Here is a 24,024-nt window from a genome sequence, read left to right on the forward strand (position 1 = left end):
CCGGGGCACCTACTGCGCGGTCCAGCCGCCGTCGACGTAGATCTCCGTGCCGGTGACGTAGCTGGAGGCGTCGCTGGCCAGGAACAGGGCTGCGCCCCGGATCTCGTGCAGCTCGCCCCACCGGTTGAGCGCCGTGCGGCCGACCACGGCCTGCGCCCGCTCCGGCTCGGCGAGCAGCGGCTGGTTCATCTCCGTGAGGAACGGCCCCGGGCAGATCGCGTTGCACCGCAACCCCGTGCCCGCCCACTCCAGCGCCGCCGCCCGGGTGAGGCCGAGCACGCCCGCCTTCGCCGAGCAGTACGGCGTGCGCCCGGGGATGCCGACCTGGCTCAGCGCCGAGCCCAGGTTGATCACCGATCCGCGACCGGCGGGGCGCATCACCCGTGCCGCGGCCCGGCAGCACAGCCACGACCCGCGCAGGTTGACGTCGAGCACGGTGTCGAAGTCGTCGAGCGAGACCTCCTCGATCGCGTTGCGCACGTTGATGCCCGCGCAGTTGACCAGGACGTCGACCGCTCCGAACCGCTCGACGACCCGGTCGAACGCCGCCGCCACGCTCTGCTCGTCGGTCACGTCGATGCGCGCGCCCACCGACACGGTGTCCCAGCGCTCGGCGATCGCCTGCGCGCTCTCCCGGCAGGAGTCCTCGTTCCGGCTGGCCAGCACCGTCGTCGCCCCGGCCTCGGCGAGAGCCTGCGCGATCGACAGCCCCAGGCCCGTGGCGCCGCCGGTGACGAGCGCGACCCGCCCGCGCAGGGAGAACAGCTCCGCGATCGTCGGCTCGGCGTGCGCGCTGGTCATCGGGACGTCTCCTCGGGATACGGTCGCCGTGAGCTGGATCACTGCGGATCATGCCAGCCGCGCGACGCGGCATCGGACCAGGTGGGATGGGCGAAGCGATGGAGTTCGGCCTCTGCGCGTGGAGCTTCACCCCGGCGCACTCCGCGGCGGGCAGCGGGCACGACCCGATGACCCTGACGGGGCTGATCGCGCTCGCCGAGGAGCGCGGGCTGCGCTCGGTGGAGCACTCCACGACCGTGCTCGACGGCCTGGACCCCGGGGCACGGGAAGACCTCGTCGAACGGCTGCGCAGCTCCGGCCTCGAGCTCGTGCTCGACTGCCCGTGGAGCGAGGACCCGGCGGAGATCGGCGCCCACGTCGAGCGGGCCCTGCGACTCGCGCGCGAGGTCGGCGCACGGGCGGTCCGGACGACGATCAGCCGCTGCCTCGAGGGCGACCGCAGCCGCTACGGCCGCGAGGGCTGGCAGGACCACCTCGAGGCCCTGATCAAGCCGCTGCGCCGGGCCGCGGACGTGGCCGAGGACCTGCAGATCCCCTTCGGGATCGAGAACCACCAGGACCTCTGCTCGGCGGAGCTGGTGGCGCTGCTGGAGCGGATCGGCAGCTCCCGGGCCGGCGTGGTCATGGACTGCGGCAACGCCCTCGCGGTGGGCGAGCATCCGGCCGCGTTCGCCGAGCGGGTGCTGCCGTTCCTCGTGCACGTGCAGCTCAAGGACTACGTCGTCCACCCGACGCCGTCGGGCTGGCGGTTCGTGCGCTGCGCCCTCGGCGAGGGGGTCGTCGACTGGCCCGACCTCGTGGCGCGGTTCGACGCCGGCCCCCGGGACGTCATCGGCACCGTCGAGCTCGGCGCCACCACCGCCCGGCACGTCCGGCTCCTCGAGCGGGACTGGTGGACGACGTACGACCCGCGGCCGTTCGAGGAGACGCTGGACGCGCTGCGCGTGCTGCACGCCGCCGCGCAGCCACCCGGCGCCGAGTGGCGAACGCCCCACGAGCGCGAGGAGCCGGCCGCCGTCCTCGCCGCCTACGAGCTCGCCCAGTTCGACGCCAGCGTCGACTACCTCCGGAGGACCTTCGCGTGAGCGCCCGCTACTCCGCGGCCATCATCGGCGGCGGCGACATCGGTCACGCGCACGCCGAGGGCTACGCCGCCCACCCGGACGTCGAGCTGCGCGCGATCATCGACCCGGTCGAGGCCGCCCGCCGGCAGTTCCAGCGGGAGTACGGGATCCCCGAGGCCTACGCCTCGGTGGAGGAGTTCCTGGCCACCGGTCGCCCCGACCTGGTCAGCGTCTGCACGTGGCACCCGCTGCACGCACCGCTGACGATCGCCGCGGCCGGGGCGGGGGCCCGCGCGGTGATCTGCGAGAAGCCCATGGCCACGAGCATGGGCGAGGTCGACGCGATGATCGCCGCCTGCGAGGGGTCGGGGACGACGTTGCTGGTCAGCCACCAGCGGCGGTTCACGCCCGGCTGGGAGCGTGCCCGCGAGCTGGTGGCCGCGGGGGTGATCGGCGAGGTCCTGACCGTGGAGGCGCGCGGGGTCCAGGGGCTGCTCAACGTCGGCACCCACCTCATCGACGGCCTGCTGTTCATCTCCGGCGAGCCCGCGGCCCGGTGGGTGCTGGCTGCGGTCGAGCGCGAGACCGAGCGCTTCGAGCGCGACACCCCGATCGAGGACCGCTGCATGCTGCTCGCCGAGCTCGACGGCGGCGCGCAGCTGCTCGTGCAGCAGGACCTGCCCAGCGCCCGCGGCATGGCCAGCCCGGTGGGTGCCGGTATGGCGCTGCGCTTCACCGGCAGCGACGGGATGCTCGAGGCCAGCGAGTTCTTCGTGCGCGTCTTCTCCGCCGACTCGGGCGGCTGGCGCCTCGACCTGTCCCTCGAGCAGGTGGACACGATCGGCGGCCGGGCCAACGGCCGGCAGGTGGAGGAGCTCGTCGCCTGGCTCGAGGGCGGCCCCGAGCACCGCTGCTCGGCGCGGCGGGCCCGGCAGACGACCGAGATCATGATGGCCGCGTACGAGTCGGCCCGCCGGCACCGCGTGGTGCCGCTGCCGCTGCAGGAGACCGGCTACCCGCTCGCCGCCATGATCGCCGAGGGCGGGCTCCCGCCGACCGTCCCCGGTGCCTACGACATCCGCGCCTTCCTGCACCGCGACGGCATCGACGAGGAGCGGTACGCGCAGCTGCGGGCGACCGGCATGGGCCACCACGAGATCATGGCGGCGCTGGCCGGCGTCCCGGGCCGGCGCGGCTAGCGCAGTCCCGCGCCGGGCGCCACGAGCACCTTGCCGGCGATCTCGCCCCGGGTCAGCCGGGGGACGACGGCCGCCACCTCGTCCAGGGACACGTCGTCCGGCTCGAGCAGCTCCTCGACCGGGAGCCGGCCCGAGGCCAGGAGCGCGATCGCCTCGGCGAACTCGGCGCGCGAGTAGTCGACCGAGCCGGTCACCGTGGTCTCGGTGAGGGTGAGCTGCCGGGCGTCGAAGGCCGGCCGCGCGCCCGCGCCGATCCCGACGAGCACCATCGTGCCGCCGCGGGCGAGCGAGCCCACCGCCTGCTCCATCACGTCCACCCGGCCCGAGCACTCCACCACGACGGCGTACGGGCCGTCCGGTACCGCGGTCGCGCCGGGCTCCCACGCCTCCTGCGCGCCGATGCGCAGCGCCCGTTCCCGGCGCACGGCGCTGGGCTCGCTGACCGTGACCCCGGCGCCGAGGTCGGCGAGGACCGCCACCGCCAGCATCCCGATCGACCCGGCCCCCGTGACCAGGGCGCGGTCGCCGGGCCGCGCGCCGCCGCGGCGTACCGCCCGCAGCGCGATGGCGAGGGTCTCGGCGAGGGCGGCGGTCCGCAGGTCGAGGCCGTCGGGCACGCGGAACAGCTGCCCGGCGTCCACCCGCCGGAACGTCGCCCACGACCCGTTGCCGGCCCCGCCGCGCACCGGCTCGACCCGGCACAGGTGCGGCGTGCCGGCCAGGCACGGCGGGCAGGCGCCGCAGCCGAGGCCCGGACCGCCGACCACGCGATCCCCGGGCGTCCAGCCCTCGACGTCCTCCCCCACGGCGACCACCACACCCGAGTACTCGTGGCCGAGCACCACCGGGCCGTGCCCGATCCGGCCGGCCACGTGGTGCAGGTCGGTCCCGCAGATGCCGCAGTGGCTGATCCGCACGAGGGCGTCACCGCGGCCGAGCTCGGGCACCGGCACCCGCTCGACGACCAGCGTGCCGTCGTCGCGGCAGACCAGCGCCGCCATCGCCGACGGCAGGTCAGATGCGGACACTCGTCATCCCGCCGTCGACCCGCAGGATGCTGCCGGTGGTGGATCCGGCCGAGGGTGAGGCCAGCGAGGCGACCGCGAACGCGACCTCGTCGGCGGTGACCAGCCGCCCGATCGGCTGCCGGGCGCGCAACGCCACCGCGGCGGCCTCGGGGTCGTCGGCCGCGGCCAGCAGCCGGCCCACCCAGGGGGTGTCGGCGGTGCCCGGGGCCACCGCGTTGACCCGGATGCCCTCGGCGGCGTGGTCGGCGGCCATCGCGAGGGTGAGGGCCAGGACGGCGCCCTTGCTGGCGCTGTAGAGGGCGCGCTGGCGGACACCGACGAAGGCGACGGCGGAGCACATGTTCACCACGGCCGCGGCCCGGGAGGCGCGCAGGTGCGGCAGCGCCGCGCGGGTGACCCGGGCCATCGCGGTGACGTTGACGTCGAGCACCCGTGCCCACTCGGCGTCGTCGTTCTGCGCGACGTCGCCGACCGCCCCGATCCCGGCGTTGTTGACCACGACGTCCAGGCCGCCCAGCCGCTCGACGGTGGTCGCCACCGCCCGGTCCACCTGCCCGGCGTCGGTGACGTCGCAGTCGAGCGCCAGCGCTCCCTCCGGCACCGTTGTGGTCTCCCGGTCCAGGACGGCGACGCGCGCGCCGCGGTCCAGCAGGTGCCGCGCGGTGGCCGCGCCGATACCGCTCGCGCCGCCGGTGACCAGGGCGACCAGCCCGTCGAAGTCGTTCACCGGGGACCCACGACGGACTGCCGCTGCGCGCCGAGCCCGGTGATGCCCAGCTCCACCACGTCGCCGGGCTGCAGCCAGACCGGCGGGTCGAAGCCCATCCCCACGCCGGGCGGGGTGCCGGTGTTGATCAGGTCGCCGGGCTCCATCACGAGGAACTGGCTCAGGTAGTGCACGATCACGTAGGGGTCGAACACCATCGTCCTGGTGTTGCCGGTCTGCCGGCGCACCCCGTTGACGTCGAGCCACATGTCCAGGGCCAGGACGTCGTCGATCTCGTCGGAGGTCACCAGCCACGGGCCGGCCGGGTTGAACGTCTCGGCGGACTTGCCCTTCACCCACTGGCCGGCGCGCTCCATCTGGAAGGCCCGCTCGCTGACGTCGTTGACCACGCAGAAGCCCGCGATGGCGTCCCGCGCCTCCTCGGGCGAGTCGAGGTAGCTGGTCCGCCGGCCGATGACGACGCCGAGCTCGACCTCCCAGTCGGCCTTGGTCGAGCCGCGCGGGATGCGCACGTCGTCGTCCGGGCCGATCAGGGTGTTGGGCGACTTGGTGAACAGGATCGGCTCGGCCGGCACGGCCTGGCCGGTCTCCGCGGCGTGGTCGCGGTAGTTGAGCCCGATGCACAGGATCTGGTGCGGCCGGGCGATGGGGGCGCCGATCCGCTCGCCGGCGAACCGGGAGACCTGGCCGGCCGCCGCCCGGTCGGCGACCACCGGCCGGATGCGGTCCGGTCCCCCGCTGCCGAAGAACGACTCGTCGAAGTCGCCGACGACGTCGGACAGGTCGACGTAGGTGTCCTCGTCGACGCGCGCAGCAGGCTTCTCGGCGCCGGGCGCGCCGATGCGGAGGAGGTGCACGGAATCTCCTGGAACTGGTGGTCGCGGTCAGCGGGCGGCCCCGGCGTTGCCGAAGCTAGACCAACCGTATTGGCAGGTGAAAGGGTCGCGCCGTGGCACTCCGCAGCGCCCGGTGGTACGCCGGCGACGACCGCAACACCTACATCCACCGCGCGTGGATGCGCCGCGGCGTCCCCTCCGACGGCTTCGACCGGCCGCAGATCGCCATCGCCAACACCGCCTCGGACCTGGTGCCCTGCAACCGGCACCTCAGCGACGTGGCAGCGGCCGTGCGCGACGGTGTCCACGCCGCCGGCGGCACGCCCCTGGAACTGCCGGTGCTCGGCCTCGGCGAGACGAACGTGCGGCCCACCGCGATGCTCTGGCGCAACCTCGCCGCGATGGAGATGGAGGAGATGTTCCGCGCCAACCCGGTCGACGGGCTGGTGCTCCTCGGCGGCTGCGACAAGACGATCCCGGCGCTGCTGATGGCCGCGTCCTCGGTCGACCTGCCGGCGGTCGTCGTCCCGGGTGGGCCGATGCTGACCGGCACCTTCCGCGGGGTGCCGCTGGGGTGCGGCACCGACGTGTGGCGGCTGTCGGAGGAGGTCCGGGCCGGCACGCTGTCCGCGGAGCAGTTCACGAAGTCCGAGTCGGCGATGATCCGCTCCCGCGGGCACTGCAACACGATGGGCACCGCGTCGACGATGGCCCTGGTCGCCGAGGCCCTGGGCACCGTCGTCCCCGGGGTGGCCGGCACGCCGGCCGCCGACAGCCGGCTGCTCGAGGCCGCGCACGGCACCGGCCGGCTGGTCGTCGACCTGGTCACCTGCGACCGCCGGCCCTCGACCTTCCTCACCAAGGCGTCGTTCTCCAACGCCATCGTCGCTCTGGCCGCCATCGGTGGCTCCACCAACGCCGTCGTGCACCTGCTGGCGATCGCCGGCCGGCTGGGCATCGACCTGAGCCTCGACGACTTCGACCGCATCGGCTCGGGCGTGCCGGTGCTGGTCGACCTGCAGCCGGCCGGCCGGTTCCTCATGGAGGACTTCCACCGCGCCGGCGGCCTGCTCGCCGTGCTGCGCGAGGTCCGCGACCTGCTCGACCCGACGGCGCTCACCGTCACCGGCAAGCCGCTGGTCGACTACCTCGACGACGCCCCGATCTGGGACGCCGAGGTCATCCGCCCGCGCCACGACCCGCTCGTCGACCACGGCGGCATCGCCGTCCTGCGCGGCAACCTCGCCCCCAGTGGCGCGGTCATCAAGCCCGCCGCGGCGTCGCCCGAGCTGATGCGCCACCGCGGGCGGGCCGTCGTCTTCGACTCGATCGAGGACTTCCACGCCCGCATCGACGACCCCGACCTCGACGTCACCGCCGACTCGGTGCTGGTGCTGCGCGGCTGCGGGCCGAAGGGCTACCCGGGCATGCCCGAGGTGTCGAACATGCCCTTGCCCAAGAAGCTGCTCGAGGCCGGCGTCCGCGACATGGTCCGGATCTGCGACGGCCGCATGAGCGGCACCGCGTACGGCACCGTCGTCCTGCACGTCGCGCCCGAGGCGGCCGCCGGCGGCCCGCTCGCGCTGGTCCGCACCGGCGACGTCATCAGCCTGGACGTCGAGGCCCGCCGGATCGACGTCGAGGTGGACGACGCCGAGCTGGCCGCGCGCACGCCCAACGAGGCCACCGTCGCCGGCTTCGCCAACCCGGCCCGCGGCTGGGAGCGGCTCTACGTCGACCACGTGGGGCAGGCCGACACCGGCGCCGACCTGGACTTCCTCGTCGGCGCCAGCGGCTCCGAGGTGAGCCGCGAGTCGCACTGACGAGGGGCCCGCGATGAAGTTCAACGACGGCTACTGGCTGCTGCGCGAGGGCGTGAGCGCCCGGTACGCCACCGAGACCCTCGACGTGGGGACGACGCCGGACAGCGCCTCGCTCGCCGTCCTGACCCGGCGGGTGGAGCACCGCGGCTCGGTGCTCAACGCGCCGACGATCACCGTCGAGCTGTCGGCACCCGCGCCGGACGTGATCTCGGTGCGAGCGCACCACTTCCGGCCGGTCGGGCCGGACCCGGTGGCCTTCGAGCTGACCCCCTCGCCGGCCGAGGTGACGGTGGCCGAGGACGGCGGCCCCGTCCGGCTCACGTCCGGGCGGCTGACCGCCGAGGCGACCACGACCGGCCCGTGGGGTCTGCGCTTCCTCGGCGACGGCGTCCCGCTCACCGGGTCGGGGTTCAAGTCGCTGGCCTCGATGAGCACCCCCGAGGGCGAGTTCATGGCCGAGCGGCTCTCGCTGCCGGTCGGCGCGCACGTCTACGGCTTCGGCGAGCGGTTCACCCCGTTCGTGAAGAACGGCCAGGTCGTCGACACCTGGAACGAGGACGGCGGGACGGCCAGCGAGCAGGCGTACAAGACGGTCCCCTTCTTCCTCACCGACGCCGGCTACGGGGTGTTCGTCAACTCGCCGGCACGGGTGTCCTTCGAGGTGGCCTCCGAGGTGGTCTCCACCGTCTCGTTCTCGGTGCCGGGCGAGCAGTTGGAGTACCTCGTCGTCCACGGGCCGACCCCGGCGGAGATCCTGCGGAAGTACACCGCGCTGACCGGCCGGCCCGCGCTGCCCCCGCGCTGGTCGTTCGGCCTGTGGCTGTCCACCTCGTTCACCACCGACTACGACGAGGCCACGGTCACCTCCTTCGTCGACGGCATGGCACAGCGGGACCTGCCGCTGTCGGTCGTCCACTTCGACTGCTACTGGATGCGCGCGCTGCACTGGTGCGACTTCGAGTGGGACCGGCGCGCGTTCCCCGAGCCGGAGAAGATGCTGGCCCGCCTCGGCGAGCGCGGGCTGCGGCGCAGCGTCTGGATCAACCCCTACATCGGCCAGCGGTCACCGCTGTTCGCCGAGGCGGCCGAGGCCGGGTACCTGCTGCGCCGGCCGGACGGCAGGGTCTGGCAGTGGGACCTCTGGGTCGCGGGCATGGGCATCGTCGACTTCACCAACCCGGACGCCCGCGAGTGGTTCGCCGGCAAGGTGCGCGCCGTGCTCGCCTCCGGGGTGGACGCGGTCAAGACCGACTTCGGCGAGCGCATCCCGACCGACGTCGTGTGGTTCGACGGGTCGGACCCCGGCCGGATGCACAACTACTACGCCTACCTCTACAACCGGACGGTGTTCGAGGCGATCGAGAGCGTCCGGGGCAGCGGCGAGGCCGTCCTCTACGCCCGGTCGGCGACCGTGGGCGGGCAGCGGTTCCCGGTGCACTGGGGCGGCGACTGCGAGTCGACCTACACCGCGATGGCCGAGTCGCTGCGGGGTGGGCTCTCGCTCGGGCTGGGCGGCTTCGGGTTCTGGAGCCACGACATCGGCGGCTTCGAGGGCACTCCCGGGGCCGGGCTGTTCAAGCGGTGGGTGGCGTTCGGGCTGCTCTCCTCGCACTCCCGGCTGCACGGCTCGGACTCCTACCGGGTGCCCTGGGCCTTCGACGACGAGGCGGTCGAGGTCACGCGGCGCTTCGCGCGGCTGAAGAACTCCCTCATGCCCTACCTGTGGGCGGCCGCGGTGCAGGCGCACACCGAGGGCATCCCGGTGATGCGGGCGATGCTGCTGGAGTTCCCCACCGATCGGACGGCGGCGTTCCTCGACCAGCAGTACATGCTCGGGCCGGACCTGCTGGTCGCCCCGGTGTTCTCCGACGAGGGCGACCTCGACGTCTACGTGCCGGAGGGGACCTGGACCAGCTACCTCGACGTCGCGCCGGTCACCGGTCCCGGCTGGGTGCGGCAGCGGCACGGCTTCGACTCGCTGCCGCTGCTGGTCCGCCCCGGCGCGGTGGTGCCGGTCGGCGGGCGGACCGACCGGCCGGACTACGACGACGCGGTTGCGCCCACCTTCGAGGTGTTCGGCCTCGGCGACGGCGAGCAGACCGCCGTCCGCCTCTTCGACGGCGCAGGTGCCGAGCAGGTCGTGGTCGAGGTGTCGCGGACCGGTGACCGGCTCCGTGGCGTCGTCACGCGAGGCCTCGAGCACCTCGTGGAGGGCTGGACGCTGCGCTGGGTGACCGGCCCACTGGGCGCGGACCGGGGTCCGGCCGTGGTTGCCGCCGCCGGGGAGGCCGAGGCGACCCTCGCCCTGGGCTGACGTTCTTGGCCGGCGTTGCGCTTGGCCGCCGCTGTTACCAGCGGGTAACTTGTGCTCCGTCGGTCCCTACCGGCCGGTAACCACGGAGGTCTCATGTCCCGCTCCCTGCGCGAGGTCGTCTTCGTCGACGGCGTGCGCACCCCGTTCGGCAAGGCCGGCCCGAAGGGTCTCTACGCCGAGACGCGCGCCGACGACCTGGTCGTGCGCTGCATCCGCGAGCTCCTGCGCCGCAACCCGGCACTGCCGGCCGACCGCGTCGACGAGGTCGCCATCGCCGCGACCACGCAGATCGGCGACCAGGGCCTGACCATCGGGCGCACCGCGGCGCTGCTGGCCGGCCTGCCGAAGAGCGTGCCCGGCTACGCCATCGACCGGATGTGCGCCGGCGCGATGACCGCCGTGACGACCACCGCCTCCGGCATCGCGTTCGGCGCCTACGACGTCGCCATCGCCGGCGGCGTCGAGCACATGGGCCGCCACCCGATGGGCGAGGGCGTCGACCCCAACCCGCGGATCATCAGCGAGAAGCTGGTCGACCCGTCCGCGCTGGTCATGGGCTCGACGGCGGAGAACCTGCACGACCGCTTCCCGCACCTGACCAAGGAGCGCGCCGACGCCTTCGCGGTGGCCAGCCAGCAGAAGTACGCCAAGGCGGTCGCCAACGGGCAGATCGGCCCGGAGCTGGTGACCGTCGCCACCCGCTCGGCCGAGAACGGCTGGGGCCTGGCCACCGTGGACGAGCCGCCCCGACCGGGCACCACCGTCGAGGGCCTGGCCACGCTGAAGACGCCGTTCCGCCCGCACGGGCACGTGACCGCCGGCAACGCCGCGGGGCTCAACGACGGCGCCACCGCGTGCCTGCTCGCCGACGAGGAGACCGCCCGCGAGCTCGGCCTGCCGATCGGCATGCGGCTGGTCGGCTATGGCTTCGCCGGCGTCGAGCCCGAGGTCATGGGCGTCGGCCCGGTGCCCTCCACCGAGAAGGCGCTGGCCCGCACCGGCCTGTCCATCGAGGACATCGGCCTGTTCGAGCTCAACGAGGCCTTCGCCGTCCAGGTGCTGGCCTTCCTCGACCACTTCGGCATCGCCGACGACGACGAGCGGGTCAACCCGTGGGGCGGCGCGATCGCCGTCGGCCACCCGCTGGCCTCCTCCGGCGTGCGGCTGATGACCCAGCTGTCCCGCCAGTTCGCCGAGCGGCCCGACGTCCGCTACGGCCTGACCGCCATGTGCGTGGGCCTGGGCATGGGCGCCTCGGTCATCTGGGAGAACCCGAACTGGGAAGGGGCTGCGGAATGACCGCCGTGTTCGAGGACGAGGTCGTCACGACCGCGCACGTCCGCTACCTGAGGGTTCCCGGCGTGGCGGGCGAGCTGGCGCTGATCACCCTGGACAACGGGCACGACCACACCCGGCCGTCGACCTTCGGCCCGGGCGGGCTGGCCTCCCTCGACGCCGCGCTCGACGAGATCGCGGCGCACTCCCCCGCGCCGGTCGCGATCGCGGTCACCGGCAAGCCGTTCATCTTCGCCGTCGGCGCGGACCTGTCCGGCGTCCCGTCGATCACGTCGGCCGCCGACGCCCGGGAGATCGCCGAGACCGGGCACCGGGTGTTCCGGCGGCTCAAGGACGCCGGCGTCCCGACCTTCGCGTTCGTCAACGGCGCGGTCATGGGCGGCGGCCTCGAGGTGGCCCTGCACTGCGCCTACCGCACGATCGCCTCGACCGCCGTCGTCGCCTTCCCCGAGGTGTTCCTCGGCCTGGTGCCCGGCTGGGGCGGCACGCAGCTGCTGCCCAACCTGATCGGCGTCGACCCGGCGGTCACCGTGATCGTCGAGAACGCCCTGTCGCAGAACAAGATGACGCCCGGGCCGAAGGCCGCGAAGCTCGGCATCGCCGACGCCGTGTTCGAGCCGGCCGACTTCCTGGAGCGGTCGCTGGAGTGGGCGGCCGGGGTGCTGTCCGGCGACGTCGCCGTCTCCCGACCCGAGGTCGACCGATCCGGCTGGGACGACGCCATCGCCCGCGCGCGGCAGATCGTGCAGGCCCGCACCCGCGGCGCCTCCCCCGGCGCGGTGCGCGCGGTGGAGTTGCTCGACCTCGCCCGCGACGGCGTGGACGGCGACGCGTTCACGCGCGGCACCGCCGCCGAGGACGACGCCCTCTCCGAGCTGCTCATGAGCGACGAGCTGCGGGCCGGGCTGTACTCCTTCGACCTGGTCAACAAGCGGGCGAAGCGGCCGGCCGGCGCGCCGGACAAGGCGCTGGCACGGAAGATCACCAAGGTCGGCGTCGTCGGCGCGGGGCTGATGGCGTCGCAGCTGGGCATGCTGTTCGTGCAGCGGCTCGAGGTGCCCGTCGTCCTCACCGACATCGACCAGGCCCGCGTCGACAAGGGCATCGCCTACGTGCACGGCGAGCTGGACAAGCTGGCGCTGCGCGGCCGGCTGTCGAACGACAAGCTCAACCGGCTCAAGGGCCTGGTCAGCGGGGCGCTGGACAAGGCCGCGTTCGCCGACGCCGACCTGGTCATCGAGGCCGTCTTCGAGGAGATGTCGGTCAAGCAGCAGGTGTTCGCCGAGGTCGAGGCCGTGGTCTCGCCCGAGTGCGTGCTGGCGACCAACACCTCGGCGCTGTCGGTGACCGAGATGGCCTCCAAGCTCGAGCACCCCGAGCGCGTGGTCGGGCTGCACTTCTTCAACCCGGTGGCGGTGCTGCCGCTCCTCGAGGTGGTGCGGGCCGAGCTCACGGACGACGCCACGCTGGCCACCGCGTTCGCCGTCGGCAGGTCGCTGAAGAAGTCGTGCGTGCTGGTCGCCGACGCTCCCGCGTTCGTGGTCAACCGGCTGCTCACCCGGTTCCTCGGCGAGATCACCTCGGCCGTCGAGCAGGGCACGCCGGTGGCCGTGGCCGACCGGGCGCTCGACCCGCTGGGCCTGCCGATGACCCCGTTCGAGCTGCTCACCCTGGTCGGCCCGCCGGTCGCGCTGCACGTGGCCGAGCGGATGCACGAGGCCTTTCCCGACCGGTTCGCCGTCGGCGAGGGGCTCAAGCGGATGGTCGAGCTGGGCAAGGCGAGCGTCTACTCCGAGCCCGGCGTGGTGGACCCCGACCTCGCCGGCATCGACAGCGGCGACTCGCCGCTGACCGAGGAGCAGGTGCGGGCCAACGCGGTGAACGCGCTGGCGCAGGAGATCCGGCTGATGCTCGACGAGGGCGTCGTCCAGGCGGTCCAGGACGTCGACCTCTGCATGCTGCTGGGCGCCGGCTGGCCGTTCTGGCTGGGCGGCATCTCCGCCTACCTCGACCGCAACGGCGTCTCCGAGGCCGTCACCGGCGAGCGCTTCCTCCCCCGCGGCGTCGCCTCCCTGCCGGCCTGAGCAGTGATCAGGTGACCTGATCACCGGCTGTCCTCCCGCACCAGCGTTGGTGCGGGAGGACAGTGTTCGATCAGGTCACCTGATCACCGCCGCCCCCGGAGGGGTCAGGACTTGGGGAAGGACTCGCCGGTCTCCAGCAGGGTCTTGAGGTCGCTGAGGACCCACGGCCACCCGCCGCCGCCCATCCCGCCGAACTCGTTGTCACCCGAGGTCATCGCGAACAGGGTCGTCATGCCGGCCAGCTCGTGCGTCACGGTGAGCCGGCAGACGCCGTCCGCCCCCGGACCCTCGATCTCGTAGGTGAGCCGGCTGAACCCCTCGGCCGCCGCCGTCGGGTCCATGAGCATCCGCCAGGTCTGCACCAACTTCCGCGGCGGGTCGACCTCGATCACCTCGCCGTCGACGATCACGTCGGGGCACGGGAAGCCCATCTGCGCCGACGCCGCCTTCATCTCCTCGGTCGCGAACGACCGGAAGGCACCGCCTGCCACGAGGTCGTACTCGGCGGGCGCCGAGTACCCGTAGCGGCTGTTCCACTCGGGGTCGGTGATCGCCTGCCAGATGCGCTCCGGGGTGGCCCGGATGTACACGCGGTGCACCTGCGTCGTGGTGGCCCTCTCAGTCGCCGTGGTCTGCGTGCTCGTCATGGTCGCTCTCCAACTCGTTCTTCAGGTCGATGAGCGCCGCGACGTGGCGCTCCGTGTACTTGTCGATCCACCGGTCGTGGATCTCGCGGATGGGCACGGGGTTGAGGAAGTGGAACTTCTCCCGCCCCTGCCGCCGGGTCACGACGAGGTTGGCCTCCTCGAGGACCCGCAGGTGCTTCATCACGCCGTAGCGCGTCATCTCCAGCTGCGACTCGAGCTCGGTGAGCGTCCGCCCGTCGCGGGCGAACAGCAGGTCGAGCAGGAACCGGCGCGTCGGATCGGCCAGCGCCTTGAAGACCCTGTCGTCGTCCGCCACACGAGCAAGATAGGTGACCATAAGGTCACATGTTAACGGGTCGGGAGTGGCAGGCTCGCCGCCGTGCGGCTCACCGAGGAGATGAAGCGGGTCGTCACCGAGCAGGGCCTCGGTTTCGTGGCCACGGTGCGGCCCGACGGCACCCCGGCGCTGTCACCCAAGGGGACGACGCGGGTCTGGGACGACGAACGGCTGGTCTTCCTGCACGTCCACTCCCCCGGCACCGTGGCGAACCTGGCCGCCAACCCCGCGGTCGAGGTCAACGTGGTCGACCCGATCCGGCGCAAGGGCTGGCGGTTCGCGGGCCGCGGCACGGTGCACACCGGAGGACCGCTGTTCGAGGAGGTCCTCGCCTGGTACGACCGTCCGGCGACGGCTTCCCCGGCCCGCGCGGTGGTGGTGGTCGACGTCGAGCGCGCCGACGAGCTCGTCTCCCCCGCCTACGACGACGGCACGCCCGAGGACGTCATCGCCGAACGCTGGCGCCGGCGCCACCTCGCGACCTGAGTCAGCCGCCGAGGACCGACTCCCCCGCGCCGGACGCCACCGGGTCCGGCAGCCGGCGCATCCGCAGCGCCACGCCGGTGCCGACCAGCCCGGCCAGGATCGGGATGCCGAGCGCGATCTGCAGCGCGATCGGCCGCACGTCGGTGTTGATCGCGAGGATCTCGTCCTGCACGTCGGACGGCTGGTCGACCAGGAGCTCCTGCAGGTGCGCGTCGGACATAACCTGGGCGTCCTCCTCCAGGGCCGAGGCGACCTGCTCCTGCTCCGACGGTGACAGCACGGTGCTCGACTCCGAGCGCGAGGTGAACAGCAGGGACAGCGTGGCCAGCATGATGGCGCCGGCGAACGCGAGGCCGAAGGACAGCCCGAAGGAGCCCGCTGCGGAGTTGACGCCGGCGGCCTCGCTCACCCTTTCGTCCGAGATCGGGGAGAGCGTGTAGTTGTTCAGCTGCGAGACGAGCATGCCCAGCCCGCAGCCCGCGATCACCAGCGGGATCGTCAGCCACCAGCCGGAGTCGGCGCGGGGCACCACGACGACGAGCGCCACGAGCCCGACGACCAGCAGGGTGAAGCCGAGCAGGATGACCGAGCTCGGCCGCCCCGTGGCCCGCCGGCCGGCCAGCAGCGCGACCGCGAACATGCTCAGCGACAGCGGCGCGATGGAGACGCCGGAGAGCAGGGCGTTGTAGCCCAGCACCATCTGCAGGTAGATCGGGAGCACGATCATCGTGCCGCCGAGCGCGATCTGCTGCATCAGCTGACCGCTCACGCCGGTGCGGAACAGCTTGGAGCTGAACAGGGCCGGGTCGACGAGCGTGGCGCGTCCGCGGCGCTTGCGGTCCCGCAGCCACCAGGCGAGACCGCCCAGCGCGACGACGCCGATGCCGATGAGCAGGCCGACGTACTCCCCGCCCTCCTGCCAGACCAGGATGCCGAGGACGACGCCGCCCATGCCGACGACGGAGATGACCGCGCCGACCCAGTCGACGGCCCGCGACCCCTCGTACTTCACGTCACGGACCAGCCCGATGCCCGACAGGACGACGGCGATGATCACGGCCTCGAGCAGGAAGCCGACCCGCCAGGACAGGAAGGTCGTGATGAACCCGCCGAGCAGCGGCCCGACCGCGGCCGCGATGGCCGCGGAGGCACCCACCAGGGCGTAGACCCGCTTCTGGTTGGCGCCCTCGAAGTTGCCGTGGATGAGCGACTGCATGGCCGGCAGCAGCAGCGAGGCGCCGATCCCGCCGATGACCGCCCAGAAGACGATGATCGCGGTGAGGTTCTGGGCCAGCGTCATCGCGACCGCCCCGATCGCGTAGCCGAGCAGGCCCAGGATGTAGGCCAGCTTGCGGCCGATGAGGTCGCCGGTCTTGCCGCCGATCAGGATGAACGCCGCGGACACCAGCGCCTCGAGGGCGATCGCGCCCTGCACCCCGCTCACCGTCGTCCCGAGGTCCTGGACGACGGCGGAGATGGACACGTTCATCAGCGAGGTGTCCACGACCAGGACGAACATCGCCATCGCGAGCAGCAGCGCGAGGCGGCGGTTGAACGGCACCGTCCGGGTGGCCTCGGTGTCCATGGCGCACCCAACCAGGTCAGACCCCTGCGGCAGCCCATCCGCCGGGGATGAGAACCGTGGTCAGCGGAACTTGGCGGTGAGGCTGCCCATCGTGCGCTGGACCGAGGCGATCTTGACGTGCGAGAGGCCGCCGTTGGCGCCGGCCAGCAGCATCGCCTCGTGCGCGGCGCGCAGGGTGTCCCACACCCGGTCCGCCTCGCCCTCGAGCGTGGTGCCGAGCGCGCCGACCTCGAAGCGCAGGCCGGAGCCGGCGATCACCTCGATCGCGGCGTCGACGTAGCCGTGCGGGTCCTCCGGCGTGCCGGGCGGCGACGGGGCCACCTGGATCTCGGCGATCACCCACTCGCCGGTCGGTTCACTCACTGCTGCTGCCCCTCGGGACTCGGGACCGGACGGGACAGGCCCTCGGCCCGGTCGGTGAGCACGGCGGTCCACTCGGCGATCCGCCGGGCGAGGTCCTGCTCGGTGAGCCCGGCGTCGGCGAGCACCTGCCCGCGGCTGCCCTGCTCGAAGAACTTCTGCGGCAGGCCCATGCTCCGCACGGGGACGTCGATCTCGCGGTCCTGCAGCGCCTGGGTCAGCGTCGTCCCGACCCCGCCGGCGCGACCGCAGTCCTCGACGGTGACCACCAGCCGGTAGCCCGCGGCCAGGTCGACCAGCTTCGGCGAGACCGGCAGCACCCAGCGCGGGTCGACGACGGTGACCTCGATGCCGTGGTCGGCGGCGCGCTCGGCGGCGGCCAGGCACATCGGCACGAGCGAGCCGACCGCGACCAGCAGCACGTCCGCGCGCTCGCCGCGGCGCAGCACGTCGAGCGTGCCGCGGCGCTCCAGCGCGGGGATCTCCGGCGGCAGCGAGCCCTTCGGGAAGCGGAGGACGGAGGGCCCGTCGGTGACCTCGACCGCCTCGCGCAGCTCCTCGCGCAGCGTGGCCTCGTCGCGCGGCGCGGCCAGCCGCAGCCCCGGGACGACGGAGAGGATCGACATGTCCCACATGCCGTTGTGCGAGGCGCCGTCGTCCCCGGTCACCCCGGCACGGTCCAGCACCACGGTGACCGGCTGGCGGTGCAGCGCGACGTCCATGAGCAGCTGGTCGAACGCCCGGTTGAGGAAGGTGGAGTAGACCGCGACGACGGGGTGCAGGCCGGCCATCGCCAGCCCCGCGGCGGAGGTGAGCGCGTGCTGCTCGGCGATGCCGACGTCGAAGGTGCGCTCGGGGAACCGCTCGGCGAACGGCGCCAGGCCGGTCGGGTGCAGCATCGCGGCGGTGATGGCGACGACGTCGGCGCGCTCGGTGCCGATCCGCAGCAGCTCGTCGGCGAAGGCGTCGGTCCACGCCTGGCCGGTCTTGCGCACGCTGGCGCCGCTGTCGGGGTCGAACACGCCGGTCGCGTGCCAGGCGTCGATCTGGTCGGTCTCGGCCGGCGGGTAGCCGAACCCCTTGGTCGTCACGGCGTGCACGATCACCGGGCCGCCGAACGAGCGGGCGCGGCGCAGCGCCGACTCCATCACCTCGACGTCGTGGCCGTCGACCGGGCCGACGTACTTCAGGCCGAGGTCCTCGAACATGCCCTGCGGCGAGAGGACGTCCTTGAGGCCCTTCTTGATCGCGTGCAGCGCGTCGTACAGGGCGGACCCGACCACGGGCGCCCGGTGCAGGGCCTGGCGGACGGCGAGCAGCGCCTGCTCGTAGCCCGGCCGCAGCCGCAGGCTGGCCAGCGCGTCGGCGACCCCGCCGATGGTCGGCGAGTAGGAGCGACCGTTGTCGTTGACGACGATGACCACCGGGCGGTCCTGCGCGGCGGCGATGTTGTTCAGCGCCTCCCAGGCCATGCCGCCGGTCAGGGCGCCGTCGCCGACGACGGCGACGACCGGGCGCTTGTCGCCGCGGATGGCGAAGGCCTTGGCCAGCCCGTCGGCGTAGGACAGCGCGGTCGAGGCGTGGCTGTTCTCGACCCAGTCGTGCTCGCTCTCGGTGCGGCTCGGGTAGCCGGAGAGGCCGTCGCGCTGCCGCAGCCGCTCGAAGCCCTCCACCCGGCCGGTGAGCATCTTGTGCACGTAGGCCTGGTGGCCGGTGTCGAAGACGATCGGCTCGCGCGGGGAGTCGAAGACGCGGTGCAGGGCGATGGTCAGCTCGACCGCGCCCAGGTTGGGCCCGAGGTGGCCACCGGTCCTGGCGACGCTGGTGACCAGCGTGTCGCGGATCTCCGCTGCCAGCGCGGGCATCTGCTCGACGGGCAGCGCCCGCAGGTCGGCGGGGCCCCGGAGCGATCGCAGCAGCGGCACGGCTCGGCAGTGTCCTCTCTCCGTGGCGGCTGAGCTGGGCTCAGGGAAGAGCAGGCCGCCGATCCACTGTAGCCGCGGAGATCACCGCCTTCAGGGTGACCGTGCTCGCCTTCACAGCCGCGGCACCCACTTCTCGCCGCGCAGGGCACCGGCGACGGCGTCGATCCCGCGGGCCGCGGCCGCCAGCCGGGTGCCCTCCCGCTCGTAGGCGGCGATGGCCGCCTCGATCGCGTCGGCCGGCAGGAGGTCGGCCAGGTCGACCCGCACGGTGCGCCAGCCGGCGCGTGCGGCCTCCAGCCCCGCGGCCACGTGGTCGCCGGCGAAGCGGGCCAGCAGCACCGGGTAGCGGCGCAGCACCTCGTGCGCCCGGTAGTCGTGCGGGACGAGGTCGAACAGCCAGGCGACCGCCGTCCGCTCCCAGTCGGGGGCACCCGGCGGGCGCACCTGCTCCGGCCAGCCCGGAGGAACGACCGCGTCCACCGCGCCAGTATGCCCGCGCGGATCGAACCTGTGTTCGATCGACGCGTGGGATCAGGGGTTCCCGCGCTTGAGCCAGAACTGCTCGAAGCCCCACGTGCCGGCGCCGCTGGAGTGGTAGCTGACCAGCTCCCACCCCTCGCCGCCGAGCCGGTTGAGCACCGAGCTGACGTCGCCCTCCTGGCGCTCCATCGCGCCGCCGGGCATCTTGACGCTCACCCCTGCCCGCTGGCTCTCGGCGTCGTTCGCAGTGATGACCGAGGCGTACTCCCAGGTGGTCACCCGAGCACGGTAACCGGTGACTTCTGCGCGTCCCGGTCCCGGGCCAGGTCCCGCAGCAGCGGGGCCAGCGCGTCGGCGAAGCGCTGGTGGCCCCGGTCGTCGGGGTGGATCGTGTCGAACCACAGCCCGGGGTCGTGCGGATCGAGCCAGCCGGCGGCCGCCGGGTCCACGAAGGGCAGCTCGGCCGCGGCCGCCGCCCGGGACACCCCGGCGTTGATCCAGTCGATGGTGGGATCGGCCGTCCCGGGGTTGTAGCAGGCGCCGACCACGAGCACGGGCGTGCCCGGAGGGAGGGCCGCCTTCAGCTCGGCCAGGGTGGTCCGCGCCGCCGGGCCGAGGGCTTCCGGCGTGCTGTGCCGCTCGTTCAGGCTGCCCTGCACCACCACGAGGTCCGGGTGCAGCGCCACGAGCTGCGGGATGCGCTGGGCGAACAGGCTGTGGTGCGGTCCGGGCACGCTGTACCCGCTGCCGCCGACGCCGAAGTTGGCGTACCCCCAGCCCAGACGTTCGACGGTCCGGACGACGTAGCCGCGGCGCCCGGTGGCGCCGACACCGGCCGTCCACGAGTCGCCGAGGAACGCGACCAGCGGCTTCCCGGCGACCAGGTGGATCGCCGGCGGCGGGGTCGGCGACGGCGCGGCCCCGCCCGGGACGCCGGTGGCGACCAGCACCGCGGCCGCGGCGGCCAGCACGACGGCCACGGCCGCGAGCAGACGCGACCGCGGCGGACGCAGCCGCTGACCAGGCACGACGCGCAAGGTAGGCGGCGAACGCCGCGTGTGGGGACGGTTCTCACCCCATCGGGACTGTCGTCCTCATCACTCGTGACCAACTGCCCCAGTGGTCGGCTCCAGCCCCGCCGGTTCCAGGAGGGCCACGCACTCGACGTGACCGGTCATGGGGAAGGCGTCGAAGCCGCGGATCGCGGCGAGCCGGTAACCGGCCTCGACGAAGGCGCCGACGTCCCGGGCCAGCGAGGCCGGGTCGCAGGCGACGTAGACGACGGCGCGGGCACCGGTGCCGGCGAGCAGCCGGCTCCCGGCCGCACCGAGTCCGGCGCGCGGCGGGTCGAGGACGACGACGTCCGGCGGGCCCTCCAGCTCCTCGAGCAGGCCGGTGAGCCCCTCGACGTCGATCTCGCCCTCCCACACCTCGGCCTGCGGCAGGTCGGCGAGGTTGGCGTCGGCCGCCGCGCACGCCGCCGGGTCGGCCTCGACGCAGACCACCCGGCCGTCGGCGCCGACCCCGGGCGCCAGCGCGCCGCCGAACAGCCCGGCCCCGGCGTAGAGGTCGAGCACCGTCTCCCCTGGGCGCACCTGCGCGAAGCCCGAGACGGCGGCCACGAGCGCCTCGGCGGCGGCGGGGTGCACCTGCCAGAACCCGGTGCCCTCGACCTCCCAGTCGCGGCCGGCCGCGTGCCGTTCCGCCCGGCCGGCCGGTTCCTCGGGCACGTCGGAGCCCGGGCGCAGCACGCGCGTGGTCTGCGGCTTGCCGCGCCGGTCCAGCCGGGTCGTCGTCACCACGCCGGCGGCGTCGACCGAGACGTCGACGGCCCCGGCTCCGGGCCACCGCCGGGTGAGCACCGCCGCCGCGGCGGGCTCGACGGTGATCGGGCAGTCGGCGAGCGGGACGACGTCGTGCGAGCGGTGCCGGCGCAGCCCGGGCGTGCCGGTGCGGTCGACGGCGAAGCGGGCCCGCGACCGCCAGCGCAGCGGTCCGCCCGGCAGTTCCTCGACGGCGACGTCGACGTCCACGTGCGCCAGACGGGACAGCTGCTCGTGGACGACGGCGGCCTTCAACCTGCGCTGCTCCTCCGGCGCGACGTGCTGCCAGTCGCAGCCGCCGCACCTCCCCGGCCCGCTGTACGGGCACGGCCGTTCCACGCGGGCCGGTGAGGCCTCGAGCACCTCGACGGCATCGGCGCGGCAGAAGCCGGCGTGCCGGTCCTCGGTCACCCGGACGAGGACGCGCTCCCCCGGCAGCGTGTGCCGGACGAACACGACGCGGGCCTCGTGGCGGGCGACGCAGTGCCCGCCGTGGGCGACCGGCCCGACCTCGACCTCGAACTCGCGCCCGACCCAGGCCTCAGCCATACGGCGTGGCCTGCACCTCGTCGTCGGTGATGCCGCGCCGCAGGTCGCCCGGCATCGGGCCCTGGCCGCGCGTGCCGTTCTCCTCCCGGCCGATGGAGCTCTCCAGCTGCCACGGCACGGTGGTGATCATGACGCCGGGAGTGAACTGCAGCCGGGCGCGCAGCCGCAGCGCGCTCTGGTTGTGCAGCACGTTCTCCCACCAGTGGCCGACCACGTACTGCGGCACGAAGACGACGACGAGCTCGCGCGGGCTGTCGCGGCGGATCGCCTTCACGTAGTCGAGCACCGGCCGGGTGATCTCCCGGTACGGCGACTCGAGCACGGTCAGCGGCACCGGGATGTCGTAGCGCTCCCACTCGGTCTGCAGCGACCGGGTGTCGGCGTCGTCGACGTTCACGGTGAGCGCGGTCAGCACGTCGGGACGGGTGGCCCGGGCGAAGGCCAGCGCGCGCAGCGTCGGCTTGTGCACCTTGGACACGAGCACGATCGCGTGCACCTTGCTCGGCAGCAGGCGCACGTCGCTGTCGGGCACCAGCTGCCGGGAGACGTTGGCGTAGTGCCGGTTGATCGCCTTCATCAGCAGGAAGATCAGCGGCATCGCGACCAGCACCAGCCAGGCGCCGTGGCTGAACTTCGTGATGATGATGATCACCAGGACGACGCTGGTGAGCGACCCGCCGATCGTGTTGATGATCTGCGAGCGGCGCTCCCGTCGGCGGACCACCGGGTCGCGCTCGGTCTTCAGCAGCCGGTTCCAGTGCCGGACCATGCCCCACTGACCGATGCTGAAGCTGGTGAACACCCCGATGATGTAGAGCTGGATCAGCCGGGTGACGTCGGCGTCGAACGCGATGATCAGCAGCGCGGCGAAGCCGGCCAGGAGCAGGATGCCGTTGCTGAACACCAGCTTGTCGCCGCGGGTGTGCAGCTGGCGCGGCAGGAATCGGTCCTGCGCGAGCACCGAGCCCAGCAGCGGGAAGCCGTTGAAGGCGGTGTTCGCGGCGAGGATGAGGACGAGGGCGGTCGTCGCCTGGATGTAGAAGAAGACCGGCGAGCTGTCCCCGCCGAACGTGGCGGAGGCCAGCTGGGCGATGACGGTGCGCTGCGGCTCGGTGTCGCAGGTCGGCGACAGCAGCCGGCAGGGGGTCGCCGGGTCGACGTAGTGCACCTTGCCCAGGAGCGCCAGCGCGGTGACGCCGGCGAACAGGGTGCAGGCGAGCCCGCCGAGCAGGCTCAGGGTGATCGCGGCGTTGCGGCTCTTCGGCGGCTTGAACGCCGGCACGCCGTTGGCGACCGCCTCGATGCCGGTCAGCGCCGTCGTCCCGGAGGCGAACGCCCGCAGCGCGAAGAAGATCAGCGCCAAACCGGTCAGGCCCACGTGACCCGGGTCGGGCACGATCCCGTACTGGGCGCTCTCGGCGACGATCGGCGTCCCGAAGAACTCTCGGATCAGCCCGGTGACGATCATGATCACGATGCCGGCGGCGAACAGGTAGGTCGGGACGGCGAACGTCTTGCCCGACTCGCGCAGCCCCCGCAGGTTGGCCGCGGCCAGCACGATCACCAGGCCCACCGCGATGAGCACGCGGTGCCGGTCGAGACCGGGGAACGCCGAGATGATGTTGTCGGTGCCGGACGAGACCGACACGGCCACGGTCAGCACGTAGTCCGTGAGCAGGGCGCTCGCCACGACCAGCGCGGCGAACTGCCCGTGGTTCTTCATGGCGACCTCGTAGTCGCCGCCGCCGGACGGGTAGGCGTGCACCACCTGCCGGTAGGACAGCACCACCGTCACCAGCAGGACGACGACGCCGGCCGCCAGCCACGGGGCGAGGTAGAGGTACGCCGTCCCGCCCAGGGTGAGGACGATCAGGATCTCCTGGGTCGCGTAGGCGACCGAGGAGAGCGCGTCGCTGGCGAAGATCGGCAGCGCGAGGCGTTTGGGCAGCAGCGACTCGCCGACCCGGTCGCTCCGCACGGGGCGCCCGAGGACGAGTCGCTTCGGTAGTTGTCCGAGATCGGACAGGCTTGGCACGGCGCGATGGTACGGACGCCGGGGCCCGTCCTGCCGCCCCTCGGCGGTGTGCCACGCCACAGAGGCGGCCGCCCGCCCGGCGACGGCCTGCCGGACACCTACCGGGTGTAGCTTCGCTGGCCGGGAGCGCGTGGCCGTCCGGGTCCGCGCGCAGGAGTGCAGGAGAGACACGTGCACGTGGTCGTGATGGGCTGCGGGCGCGTCGGCTCCGCCATCGCCCGCCGCCTCGAGGAGGTCGGCCACAGCGTCGCGGTGATCGACCAGGATCCCGAGGCCTTCCGCCGGCTGGGACCCGACTTCGCCGGCCGGCAGGTGACCGGGCTCGGCTTCGACCGGCAGACCCTGCTCGACGCCGGCATCGACTCGGCCGGCGCGTTCGCCGCGGTGAGCAGCGGCGACAACTCCAACATCATCAGCGCCCGCGTCGCGCGCGAGACGTTCGGCGTCCAGCACGTGGTCGCCCGCATCTACGACGAGAAGCGCGCCGAGGTCTACGAGCGCATGGGCATCCCCAGCGTGGCGACCGTGCCGTGGACGGTGAACCGGCTGATCCGCGAGCTGCTCTCGGTCAAGGTCAGCGAGATGTGGCGCGAGCCCACGGGTCAGGTGCTGCTCATGCGGGTGA

22 protein-coding genes are annotated in these 24,024 nt (G+C 73.3%); 8 read left to right on the top strand and 14 right to left on the bottom strand.

Features of this window, described 5'->3' with window-relative positions; translation table 11 throughout:
* Positions 1 to 9: 9 nt before the first annotated feature.
* Positions 10 to 801 carry an SDR family NAD(P)-dependent oxidoreductase gene (locus GGQ55_RS26300; protein ID WP_179721989.1) on the bottom strand — a complete coding sequence of 264 codons (792 nt, stop codon included), beginning with the start codon at positions 799 to 801 and terminating at the stop codon, positions 10 to 12.
* 86 nt (positions 802 to 887) lie between these two features.
* Here GGQ55_RS26300 and GGQ55_RS26305 point away from each other — a divergent pair, with 86 nt between their 5' ends.
* Positions 888 to 1,886 (top strand): sugar phosphate isomerase/epimerase family protein, encoded by a 999-nt coding sequence (locus tag GGQ55_RS26305; protein ID WP_179721992.1) that lies wholly within the window; start codon positions 888 to 890, stop codon positions 1,884 to 1,886.
* The gene (locus tag GGQ55_RS26310; protein ID WP_179721994.1) at positions 1,883 to 3,064 is read left to right on the top strand and encodes a Gfo/Idh/MocA family protein; all 1,182 of its coding nucleotides are present in this window, start codon (positions 1,883 to 1,885) and stop codon (positions 3,062 to 3,064) included. Before GGQ55_RS26305 ends, GGQ55_RS26310 begins: the two co-directional genes overlap by 4 nt.
* Here GGQ55_RS26310 and GGQ55_RS26315 read toward each other — a convergent pair.
* From GGQ55_RS26315 to GGQ55_RS26325, 3 genes are read right to left on the bottom strand one after another with little or no spacing between them, the layout of a single operon-like run.
* Entirely contained in the window at positions 3,061 to 4,092 is a 1,032-nt protein-coding gene (locus GGQ55_RS26315; RefSeq protein ID WP_179721997.1) for a zinc-dependent alcohol dehydrogenase, read from the bottom strand. The genes GGQ55_RS26310 and GGQ55_RS26315 overlap by 4 nt on opposite strands.
* A complete protein-coding gene (locus GGQ55_RS26320; protein ID WP_179722000.1) occupies positions 4,079 to 4,819 on the bottom strand; it encodes an SDR family NAD(P)-dependent oxidoreductase in 741 nt (246 codons plus the stop codon). The genes GGQ55_RS26315 and GGQ55_RS26320 overlap by 14 nt, the downstream gene beginning before the upstream one ends.
* Positions 4,816 to 5,676, bottom strand: a complete 861-nt coding sequence (locus tag GGQ55_RS26325) for a fumarylacetoacetate hydrolase family protein (RefSeq protein ID WP_179722003.1) — start codon at positions 5,674 to 5,676, stop codon at positions 4,816 to 4,818. The genes GGQ55_RS26320 and GGQ55_RS26325 overlap by 4 nt, the downstream gene beginning before the upstream one ends.
* Positions 5,677 to 5,768: 92 nt before the next feature.
* On the opposite strand from GGQ55_RS26325, the gene GGQ55_RS26330 reads away from it, so the two are divergent.
* The 4 genes from GGQ55_RS26330 to GGQ55_RS26345 all read left to right on the top strand — a co-directional run bounded on the left by GGQ55_RS26330 (position 5,769) and on the right by GGQ55_RS26345 (position 13,172).
* Complete coding sequence (locus tag GGQ55_RS26330) at positions 5,769 to 7,478, top strand: IlvD/Edd family dehydratase (protein WP_179722005.1); 1,710 nt, start codon at positions 5,769 to 5,771, stop codon at positions 7,476 to 7,478.
* Positions 7,479 to 7,491: 13 nt separating this feature from the next.
* Positions 7,492 to 9,792: an alpha-xylosidase gene (gene yicI / locus GGQ55_RS26335; protein ID WP_179722008.1), complete on the top strand. Its 2,301-nt coding sequence runs from the start codon at positions 7,492 to 7,494 to the stop codon at positions 9,790 to 9,792.
* Between the two features lie 93 nt (positions 9,793 to 9,885).
* Positions 9,886 to 11,091: a thiolase family protein gene (locus tag GGQ55_RS26340; RefSeq protein ID WP_179722010.1), complete on the top strand. Its 1,206-nt coding sequence runs from the start codon at positions 9,886 to 9,888 to the stop codon at positions 11,089 to 11,091.
* On the top strand, positions 11,088 to 13,172 hold the full coding sequence (locus GGQ55_RS26345; RefSeq protein ID WP_179722012.1) for a 3-hydroxyacyl-CoA dehydrogenase NAD-binding domain-containing protein: 2,085 nt from the start codon (positions 11,088 to 11,090) through the stop codon (positions 13,170 to 13,172). Before GGQ55_RS26340 ends, GGQ55_RS26345 begins: the two co-directional genes overlap by 4 nt.
* Positions 13,173 to 13,276: 104 nt before the next feature.
* Here the strand turns inward: GGQ55_RS26345 and GGQ55_RS26350 are convergent, their stop codons facing one another.
* The gene (locus GGQ55_RS26350; protein ID WP_179722014.1) at positions 13,277 to 13,819 is read right to left on the bottom strand and encodes an SRPBCC domain-containing protein; all 543 of its coding nucleotides are present in this window, start codon (positions 13,817 to 13,819) and stop codon (positions 13,277 to 13,279) included.
* A complete protein-coding gene (locus GGQ55_RS26355) occupies positions 13,791 to 14,135 on the bottom strand; it encodes an ArsR/SmtB family transcription factor (protein WP_179722017.1) in 345 nt (114 codons plus the stop codon). Before GGQ55_RS26355 ends, GGQ55_RS26350 begins: the two co-directional genes overlap by 29 nt.
* A gap of 63 nt (positions 14,136 to 14,198) precedes the next feature.
* Here GGQ55_RS26355 and GGQ55_RS26360 point away from each other — a divergent pair, with 63 nt between their 5' ends.
* Positions 14,199 to 14,642 (top strand): pyridoxamine 5'-phosphate oxidase family protein, encoded by a 444-nt coding sequence (locus tag GGQ55_RS26360; protein WP_179722020.1) that lies wholly within the window; start codon positions 14,199 to 14,201, stop codon positions 14,640 to 14,642.
* A gap of 1 nt (position 14,643) precedes the next feature.
* Here GGQ55_RS26360 and GGQ55_RS26365 read toward each other — a convergent pair whose 3' ends face one another.
* The 8 genes from GGQ55_RS26365 to GGQ55_RS26400 all read right to left on the bottom strand — a co-directional run bounded on the left by GGQ55_RS26365 (position 14,644) and on the right by GGQ55_RS26400 (position 23,399).
* Positions 14,644 to 16,227 (bottom strand): MFS transporter, encoded by a 1,584-nt coding sequence (locus tag GGQ55_RS26365; protein WP_179722022.1) that lies wholly within the window; start codon positions 16,225 to 16,227, stop codon positions 14,644 to 14,646.
* Positions 16,228 to 16,287: 60 nt separating this feature from the next.
* Positions 16,288 to 16,590 carry a thiamine-binding protein gene (locus GGQ55_RS26370; protein WP_366490309.1) on the bottom strand — a complete coding sequence of 101 codons (303 nt, stop codon included), beginning with the start codon at positions 16,588 to 16,590 and terminating at the stop codon, positions 16,288 to 16,290.
* Positions 16,587 to 18,512 (bottom strand): 1-deoxy-D-xylulose-5-phosphate synthase, encoded by a 1,926-nt coding sequence (gene dxs, locus GGQ55_RS26375; RefSeq protein WP_179722025.1) that lies wholly within the window; start codon positions 18,510 to 18,512, stop codon positions 16,587 to 16,589. The genes GGQ55_RS26370 and dxs overlap by 4 nt, the downstream gene beginning before the upstream one ends.
* 111 nt (positions 18,513 to 18,623) lie before the next feature.
* The gene (locus tag GGQ55_RS26380) at positions 18,624 to 18,992 is read right to left on the bottom strand and encodes a hypothetical protein (protein ID WP_179722028.1); all 369 of its coding nucleotides are present in this window, start codon (positions 18,990 to 18,992) and stop codon (positions 18,624 to 18,626) included.
* 51 nt (positions 18,993 to 19,043) lie between these two features.
* Positions 19,044 to 19,271: a DUF4177 domain-containing protein gene (locus GGQ55_RS26385; RefSeq protein ID WP_179722030.1), complete on the bottom strand. Its 228-nt coding sequence runs from the start codon at positions 19,269 to 19,271 to the stop codon at positions 19,044 to 19,046.
* The gene (locus GGQ55_RS26390; protein WP_179722033.1) at positions 19,268 to 20,020 is read right to left on the bottom strand and encodes an SGNH/GDSL hydrolase family protein; all 753 of its coding nucleotides are present in this window, start codon (positions 20,018 to 20,020) and stop codon (positions 19,268 to 19,270) included. The genes GGQ55_RS26385 and GGQ55_RS26390 overlap by 4 nt, the downstream gene beginning before the upstream one ends.
* A gap of 69 nt (positions 20,021 to 20,089) precedes the next feature.
* Positions 20,090 to 21,364: a class I SAM-dependent RNA methyltransferase gene (locus GGQ55_RS26395; protein ID WP_179722036.1), complete on the bottom strand. Its 1,275-nt coding sequence runs from the start codon at positions 21,362 to 21,364 to the stop codon at positions 20,090 to 20,092.
* Positions 21,357 to 23,399 (bottom strand): APC family permease, encoded by a 2,043-nt coding sequence (locus tag GGQ55_RS26400; RefSeq protein WP_179722039.1) that lies wholly within the window; start codon positions 23,397 to 23,399, stop codon positions 21,357 to 21,359. Before GGQ55_RS26400 ends, GGQ55_RS26395 begins: the two co-directional genes overlap by 8 nt.
* A 171-nt stretch (positions 23,400 to 23,570) precedes the next feature.
* On the opposite strand from GGQ55_RS26400, the gene GGQ55_RS26405 reads away from it, so the two are divergent.
* Positions 23,571 to 24,024, top strand: a 454-nt coding sequence (locus tag GGQ55_RS26405; RefSeq protein WP_366490312.1) for a potassium channel family protein, incomplete at its 3' end; no start/stop codon positions are given.

The organism is Petropleomorpha daqingensis (assembly GCF_013408985.1).
Classification (GTDB): Bacteria; Actinomycetota; Actinomycetes; order Mycobacteriales; family Geodermatophilaceae; genus Petropleomorpha; species Petropleomorpha daqingensis.

Bases quoted from the DNA above. Each gene is read 5' to 3' on its own strand.
- GGQ55_RS26300 (WP_179721989.1), bottom strand. From the start codon at position 801: ATGACCAGCGCGCACGCCGAGCCGACGATCGCGGAGCTGTTCTCCCTG.
- GGQ55_RS26305 (WP_179721992.1), top strand. From the start codon at position 888: ATGGGCGAAGCGATGGAGTTCGGCCTCTGCGCGTGGAGCTTCACCCCG.
- yicI (WP_179722008.1), top strand. From the start codon at position 7,492: ATGAAGTTCAACGACGGCTACTGGCTGCTGCGCGAGGGCGTGAGCGCC.
- GGQ55_RS26340 (WP_179722010.1), top strand. From the start codon at position 9,886: ATGTCCCGCTCCCTGCGCGAGGTCGTCTTCGTCGACGGCGTGCGCACC.
- GGQ55_RS26345 (WP_179722012.1), top strand. From the start codon at position 11,088: ATGACCGCCGTGTTCGAGGACGAGGTCGTCACGACCGCGCACGTCCGC.
- GGQ55_RS26350 (WP_179722014.1), bottom strand. From the start codon at position 13,819: ATGACGAGCACGCAGACCACGGCGACTGAGAGGGCCACCACGACGCAG.
- GGQ55_RS26365 (WP_179722022.1), bottom strand. From the start codon at position 16,227: ATGGACACCGAGGCCACCCGGACGGTGCCGTTCAACCGCCGCCTCGCG.
- GGQ55_RS26395 (WP_179722036.1), bottom strand. From the start codon at position 21,364: ATGGCTGAGGCCTGGGTCGGGCGCGAGTTCGAGGTCGAGGTCGGGCCG.